Source organism: uncultured Campylobacter sp., assembly GCF_938030815.1.
GTDB lineage: Bacteria > Campylobacterota > Campylobacteria > Campylobacterales > Campylobacteraceae > Campylobacter_B.
The window spans coordinates 1-7,467 of the sequence record NZ_CALHII010000283.1; the positions used below are offsets into that span (position 1 = coordinate 1).

General features: G+C 41.0%; 8 protein-coding genes and 1 pseudogene. All 9 read left to right on the plus strand.

Annotation, left to right across the window (positions count from 1 at the left end; all coding sequences use genetic code 11):
• Window positions 1-676 (plus strand): annotated as a pseudogene (locus Q0277_RS10590) (type IV secretion system DNA-binding domain-containing protein); the annotation flags it as partial.
• Between the two features lie 2 nt (window positions 677-678).
• Window positions 679-807 carry a hypothetical protein gene (locus Q0277_RS10595; protein ID WP_297997885.1) on the plus strand — a complete coding sequence of 43 codons (129 nt, stop codon included), beginning with the start codon at window positions 679-681 and terminating at the stop codon, window positions 805-807.
• Window positions 808-1,458, plus strand: a complete 651-nt coding sequence (locus Q0277_RS10600; RefSeq protein WP_297997890.1) for a VirB8/TrbF family protein — start codon at window positions 808-810, stop codon at window positions 1,456-1,458. It abuts the gene before it with no gap.
• Entirely contained in the window at window positions 1,455-2,726 is a 1,272-nt protein-coding gene (locus Q0277_RS10605; RefSeq protein WP_297997894.1) for a TrbG/VirB9 family P-type conjugative transfer protein, read from the plus strand. The genes Q0277_RS10600 and Q0277_RS10605 overlap by 4 nt, the downstream gene beginning before the upstream one ends.
• Before the next feature lies 1 nt (window position 2,727).
• Window positions 2,728-3,921 (plus strand): DNA type IV secretion system protein ComB10, encoded by a 1,194-nt coding sequence (locus tag Q0277_RS10610; RefSeq protein WP_297997896.1) that lies wholly within the window; start codon window positions 2,728-2,730, stop codon window positions 3,919-3,921.
• Window positions 3,922-3,933: 12 nt separating this feature from the next.
• Entirely contained in the window at window positions 3,934-4,146 is a 213-nt protein-coding gene (locus Q0277_RS10615) for a hypothetical protein (protein WP_297997900.1), read from the plus strand.
• A gap of 1 nt (window position 4,147) precedes the next feature.
• A complete protein-coding gene (locus Q0277_RS10620) occupies window positions 4,148-5,095 on the plus strand; it encodes an ATPase, T2SS/T4P/T4SS family (RefSeq protein ID WP_002952532.1) in 948 nt (315 codons plus the stop codon).
• Complete coding sequence (locus Q0277_RS10625) at window positions 5,092-5,502, plus strand: plasmid mobilization relaxosome protein MobC (RefSeq protein ID WP_297997904.1); 411 nt, start codon at window positions 5,092-5,094, stop codon at window positions 5,500-5,502. The genes Q0277_RS10620 and Q0277_RS10625 overlap by 4 nt, the downstream gene beginning before the upstream one ends.
• Window positions 5,495-7,429 carry a type IV secretory system conjugative DNA transfer family protein gene (locus Q0277_RS10630; protein ID WP_297997908.1) on the plus strand — a complete coding sequence of 645 codons (1,935 nt, stop codon included), beginning with the start codon at window positions 5,495-5,497 and terminating at the stop codon, window positions 7,427-7,429. The genes Q0277_RS10625 and Q0277_RS10630 overlap by 8 nt, the downstream gene beginning before the upstream one ends.
• The last annotated feature ends 38 nt before the right edge of the window (window positions 7,430-7,467 follow it).

Genomic DNA, 7,467 nt, shown 5'->3' on the forward strand with positions numbered 1-7,467 from the left:
AAGGCTGAAAATCAGATTTGACAATTACAAAGGCTCAATATTTGACAACAAAGAGGACGCCCTAAATTTCACCAAGCAGCTGTCGGTGCTAAATATGGACGGCATACTGCAAAACAAAAAGACAGCCGCGCTTACGGCTATATATATTTTTCATAAGTTAAAAAATAAAGCTAAAAATAGCGTAGATAAGCGCGGCTTCTTTTGTTTTATAGACGAGCTAAAGGATTATTTGCAAGACGAGACGATGCAAGAAAAAATTCTTGAGGCGATCCTAGAATGGCGCAAGATAGGCGGGGTAGCTTGCATGGGATTTCAAAGCATGAGTCTATTTAATAATATTGAGCGCGGTTCGTCGTTTTTAGACAATATTGCAAATTTCGTCATATTTCCGACAAATAGCGAAGAGACGTTAGCGGAGTTAAACGCAATGATAGGGCTAACGCCGACGGAGGCTAAATTTTTAAAAGAGACGAACTCGAATGCGAGGCAGATACTGCTAAATATGAAATTAAGAAGCGAGAGTGCAAAATTGGATATAGACCTATCGAGGCTCGGAAGCTACCTACGGGCATTTTCTTCAAGCTCGGACAACGTAATGCTTTTAAAGCAGCTTAAAGACGATAGCCCGATCCACTGGCGAAAACACTACATAGAATTTAAAGAAAATAGGAGTTAAAGATGAAAAAAGTAGCGATTATTACAGTAATGGCGATATTAACGGCATTTTTAAGCGGATGCGCAGACAAACCTAGCAAAATAGAAAGAATTAGTCCTTGCGCTTGCTATGATTTTATAAAGGTGGGATAAATGGCATTCGAAGAGAAGAAAATCGACCCAAATTTTATTTTTAGAGCCGAAAGAAGCATTAAAGCGTACATGTTTTATACGATCATAGCTCTTGCGGTCGTAAGCGTAAGCCTAGCGGTAGCAATAGCTCTTTTAACGCCGCTAAAAGAGACGAAGCCAGTTTTGCTTAAATTTTCAGACGGTGACTCCCGCTTCGTAACCATAGACGATACGAATCTAAACGTCCGTAGCAACGAAGAGTTGCTAAAAAGCATTTTAGCCGGATACGTTAAAAACAGAGAGATGATAAACCGCATAGACGATGTCGAGCGCTATAACGAGATACGCACGCAAAGCAGCAGGCAGGTATGGGAAGCATTTCAAAGTTTAGTAAGCGATCCCAACTCAATTTATACGACTAAAAATTACTTCCGCAACATTCAAATTTTAAACGTAGCCGTTTTAAGCCAGAACGTAGCAACAGTCGATTTTCAAGCCGAGATCACAAACCCTACGCGCACTGAAGTAAGTTATAAAAAATATAGAAGCGCGATAGAGTACGACTTTCACAACCAAAGCAGCACGTACGCCGATACGATGAAAAACCCTACCGGTTTTATTGTAAGCAAATACCAAGTAACGCAAATCTTGGATGAAAAGGGCTCAAAATGAGAAATTTAATAAAACTTTCAATCGTCTCGATACTTGTATTAAATTTAAGCGCAACCGAGCCGCAGGAGGGGCTAAGCGAAGAGCAGATGAATCAAATCCGTGCTATTATGCGCCAAACACAAGAGCTAGTAAACGAGCAACAGCAAAACGGCTCTATGGGCGAAGATATATTTAACGATAAAAACAAAGACGTAAACAACAACATACAATCAAATTTTAAAATAAATCCGCTCGGATTATATAGACAAAGGCAGCAGCCTCAAGGAGCAAAATTTAACGATCCCAATGCCGGGCAAATTCCCGAACAAGACGTAATAGACTTCGGAAGCGCACCCGATGCCTCGGATAGACAGATGGGCAAAGACGAGCTAGAGCTTATGAAAAACGCTATCCGCAATCAAGACTTGAAAGCATTGCAGCAAAAATTTCACTCAAAGAAATATAGCGGATACGAAAATACGCAAGTAGTCAAATATCAGCCCGATAAAACCATCAAAATTCGTACGCGCCACGCAATGGCGACGACGCTGATATTTGATAGCGAGATAGACAATTTCGTGCTAGGCGACCAAACCGGCTTTAAAATAGAGCAAATCCCGAGCCAGCCTAACGCCATTGCGATAATTCCGCAGTTAATCGGCATCGATACGAGCCTAACGATTTTTACGAGCGACGGAAAAATCCACACCTTTTATATTTTTTCAACGGATTATAAAAATTCAAGCGATCCAAGCTTCATAGTTCGCATACAAGACGGCGAAACACAAAAAGCCAAGCTCGCTAAACTTGAAGAGGACAGCAAAGAGTATCTAACCATAAAAGACGGCGTAGCCGAGCTGAAAGTCAAAAAAAGCGATATTTACAGCGGATATACACAAAAAGCCAAAAAAGAAAACGAGTGGCTGCTATCGGCTGAAATTTTTAGCGATAAGAAATTTACGTATTTTAAGTATTCAAAAGACGAAATGCCGCAAATTCCTACTATTTACGCAGTCATCGATAAACAAGATAGTCCGGTAGAAACGAGGGTAATAGGCGATTACATAATCGCGGAGACTATAAATCCGAAATTTACGATTAAAAGCGGTGATAGCTACGTATGCGTAGATCGTAAAGAAACGCAGGCTGAAAAACTAAGAAAAGAGATAAGAAAGAATTTAAATACCGATGAAGAAGCCGTGAAACAAAGACAAAAAGAACATAGCAAAACAATAACAAAAAATCAAGAAAAATATAATGAATCCGTAAAGAAAGCAAGGGGATTTTAGAATGAAAAAGGGGAAGAAAACGCTGCTTTTAAGCCTTACGACGCTTAGTATAATTTCTTCTCCCCTTTTGGCGGAGGAGATTTTTAACGAAGCGGCCGGGCAAGAGCAGCAAGACGAGCAAATAAGAAATTTGCAAAATCAAAAGGATTTAAACCATCTTTTTGAAAATTCAAAATTTCCGGTCGATGACTACATTTATAAAGCTGGGAAAAAAGCACCAAGCCAAGACGGGCAAAATTTAGGCGAAATTTTGAAGAAAATCGAAGAGCTTGAAGCCAAAAAGCAATCCGGACAGACCGTACCCGGTGCACCGACTGCTACGCCGGAAGACATGACAAGAGAGCAAGAGCAAATGGCGCAACGCGCTAGAGACAAGCAAGAAGAGCTAAAAGCCAAGCAAGAGAGTCTGAAACAAGAAATAAGAAAAGACAACCAGGCTGCCTATGAAAACAAAATGCGCGAGCTAATAAGAGCTCAAATTTTAGCTAATCGCAACAACGAAATAAAAAACGTAAATCAAAACTCCCAAAAATACGGCGCCGACGGCTTCTCAAATCAAAAGAGCATAGATATCAGCACAAACGAGCACAGGCTATACCGCACCATTAGAGCGGGACGGCTAATCCCAGCAATTTTAACGAGCGCGATAAGCTCGGATTTAAGCGGAATAGTAACGGCTCAAATAGAGCAAGACATATATGCCGCAATGGGGCGAGCAGTGCTAATTCCTCGCGGAAGCAAAGTGATAGGTTTTTATACTAACGATACTAAAATCGGGCATGAGAGGTTAGAAATCAGGTGGCGCGAAATAATCACGCCGCAAGGCATAAATATATTACTCACCGATGCAATGGCAGCCGATAATATGGGAATGAACGGAGTTGTAGGAGCGATAAATAATAAATATTGGGAACGCTACGGCATAGCCTACTCAATCTCAACGATTACGAATGCCTTACTTTTAGGTATAGCCTCAAAAATGGGAAATTCAAACAACTCTTACGCTACCGAAATTTACTCGAACGCCAGAAGCGACGTAAGCAGCGTGGTACAAGACATAATTCAGCAGCAAAGCCAAATTAAGCCGACCATCGAAATCAAAAGCGGAAGCCGTATATTTTTAGTGCCTACAAATCACATGTGGTTTGCGAAGCCGAAAAACGGCGAAGTGATGATGCAATATTTTAACGATTAAAGGGGAAAACCGATGCAATACGAGCAAATCAAAAGCCAAGTTAAGACTGAGCTACAAAATAAAAAAGCAAACGATAGACTACTAAAACGCATAGCAAATCAGCTAAAAATTACCGAAAAGGCTGAAGCAAGCGCCGCAAAAGAGAGGCAGAAGCTAGAAAAGCTAGTGCAAGAGAAGAACGATTTAGTAGGCGCGAGCGCAACGGAAGCAAGCCAAGAAGAGTAAAATGAGCGAAAGCATAATTTTAAATAATATTTTAGGTGTTTTAAAGCCGTATTTGACCCTACGGGCAAATGAGCTGATATTTAATCGGCCGTGCGAAATCAACATAGACTACGGCGACCACTGGGAAATAGTACAAGACCCAAAGCTAGATATTAAATTTCTAAATAATTTTTTGATCGAGCTGGCCACTAGGAGAAATCAGCGCTTCGATGAAACGCATTGCCATCTTTCGTGCGAGCTGCCAGATCCGTTTTTGCGTTACCGCGTTCAAGCGCAGCATAAATCGAGCCTATTTAATAGCGATATCGCAATTTGCATAAGAATACCGAGCAAAGAGGCCTTTAAACTAGAAAGCTTTACATTAAGTCAAAACGTGATAAACGAGGGCTGGACTTATGAAAAAATCAAAGAGCTGATCCGGGATAAGAAAAACGTACTTTTAAGCGGCGGAACTGGAAGCGGGAAGACCAGTTTTTTAAACTCGTTAATGGGAGAAATAGACCCGGGCGAGCGAGTAGTCACCATAGAGGACAGCCAAGAGCTGAGGGTAGAAAACGTAAATAAAACGCAGCTGGCCGTACCGAAAATCGCCACCGAAATTTACAGCTATCAGGTAGCGATCGATAATGCGATGCGTTTGCGACCAGATAGGCTATTTTTGGGCGAGATAGACATCCGTAATACCTTTTCGTTTTTAAGAGTAAACAACACTGGGCATGCTGGAAATTTAAGTACCTTGCACGCAAATAATCCCAAAGACGCCATAAAGGCCATTAAAACCAATATTATTTTAGGAGGTGGCCTATCAAGCGTGGATGATCGCATGCTAGATAGCCTTATCGTCACGGCGATTGACTACATTATCCAAATAGCTAGAGTAAAAAACCAAAGAGTCGTGACCGATATTTTAAATTTAAAAGAACTAGACATTGCAAAGATCGTAGCATGAGAAAAGTAGCCGCGCATTTTATATACTTTACCGAAGCTGACGCAAGAGTACTAAAACGCCTATCTCAAAGGCGCAACGAAAGCAAATCGGCGGTAGTTCGGAAGCTGGTGCATATAGAAAAATATGCCGACGTGCTAGAACAGATAGAAACGAATAACGAAATAATAAGCGAATTCTTACGAGAATTCGGTCGCTTGGGGGCAAATTTAAATCAAATCGCTTATCATCTAAATGCAAACATTACCGGTCCCGAAGAAGCTAAAAACGACCTAGAAAAGAATATGCGAGACTTTGCGGCAGCCATAAAAGAACTAAGCGCAAAAATTGAAGATTTAAAAATAAAAATAGAAGTGGAGCGTGTAAAAACGCCGAGCAATGAGGGGGCAAAAGGGGAGGAAAATGGATAGTTCAAAAGGTTTTACCGCCAAAAGATGGGCTTGGGCTTTTTTCGTTTCGCTTATAATGGGCGTAGTGCTATATTTGGCGGTAGTCAAGGTTATTTTTAATCCGGATTTGATAAAAGTACCCGCAGTGGCGTATAAAATTTTAATAAATATAGGCGCGCCGACGCTAAAATTAAAGGCTTACGTCGCATTATTTACGCTGATCGCCCCGTTTTTGGTAGTCTTTACGTGGTGGCTATTGCCGTATTTTAGAGACGGCGAAGATTACGGATCGGCAAGGTTCGCAACGCCAGAAGACTTCCCTAAAATGAACATAAACTATAAAAATGGCTTAGTGCTAGGATGTCACAATATAGATAGCGATAATCCACAGTTTTTAAGGGCTACGCAGCCGCTCTCGACGCTAGTTGTAGCGCCTCCGGGAAGCGGTAAAACGGCAGGCATGATTATCCCGAATTTATTAAGCGTGCCTAATTCTTGCGTAACGCTGGATATCAAAGGCGAGTTATACAAAAAGACGGCCGGGTATAGGCAAAAATACTTCAATAACGAAATTCAGCTATTCTCCCCTTTTAGCTGGGATAATACGCTATTTTTTAACCCGTTCGACCGCTCGATCGTTAAAGACATGGAGTATATACACATAAAGAAATTGGCCGAGCAGATAGCTTCTACCATTTTCGTAGGCGAAAAAGGCAGCGAAAACGACCACTGGATAAAATCGGCAAGAACGATGTTTGTATTTTTCGCCGAATACTTTATGCAAAAAGACAAACATGCTACGCTAGCCCAACTTGCACAAGCTCCAAAAGCCGATTATTTCGAGTATTTGGACGAAAAATTCGGCGAAGAGGCAATGAAAGAGATAGACGAAGATGATCCCGAGCAAGAAAGAGAGAGAGACTATGACGTAGATACTTTTAAAATTTGGCTAAAACAGACAAGCTTTGACGAAAGTATCGACGAAAGCACGAGAAATCAGGCTAGAGCGTATGCAAGGGCCGCAGATAATGAATTTGCAAGTATAAAATCGACATACGACACGTTTATGACGGTTTTTAGCAATCCGCAAGTAGCCAACGCAACCAGCAAGATGAGCTTTACGTTCGAGGATTTAAGAGCGAAAAGAATATCGATGTACGTAGTCGTTCAGACCGAAGATATCGAAATTTTAGCTCCTTTAATTCGTATTTTCATAGAAACATTATTTAAGAAATTAATGAGCGGAGAAGAGTGCAGCGATCCCGAGAGATTTATATACTTTTTCGGGGATGAGTTCGTGCGCTTCGGCAAGATGCCATTTTTATTAGAAGCCCCCGCACTTTGCAGAAGCTACGGGCTTTTACCGGTTTTCGTTACGCAAAGTTACGAGCAGATCAAAAAATACTACGGCGAAGACGATATGAATATTGTAAAAAATAACAGTGGATATCACGTAATTTTTAACATGAATAGTGACAAAGACGCAGAGGATACGAGCAAGTTAATAGGCGACTACACAAATATTAAAATCAGCAAATCGCAAGGCAATATGGAGCTATTTAAAAGCAATATCTCAAGGAGTAAGGAAGCCAAAAAGCTAGTAACCGCCCAAGATTTGAAAAACCAAGACAGCAGCGATATTTTAATCCTCGTTAAAGGCTTTTATAAGATGCCTATCAAGGCAAAAGTGCCTTATTGGTTCAAGATGGCGCAGTGGAAAGGAGCGGACAAGCTAGAAGTGGGAGTAAAAGCCGAGCCAAATGAGGCGACCGCGCCGCAAGACGTTCATATCGCTAAAAAAGGGAGCGAAAAAGAGGCGGAGGGCGAAGCGAAAACTGCGGAAAATAACGCAAATTTAAGCCAGAGCGAAATCAAGCCGGCGGATGATAAAAAACAACAAAGAGACGAGTTGTTAAAAGCTCTAAAAATTAAAGTGGATAGGGAGTAAAATTTTATAAATTTTTATAATAAATTTAGTAAAAAATT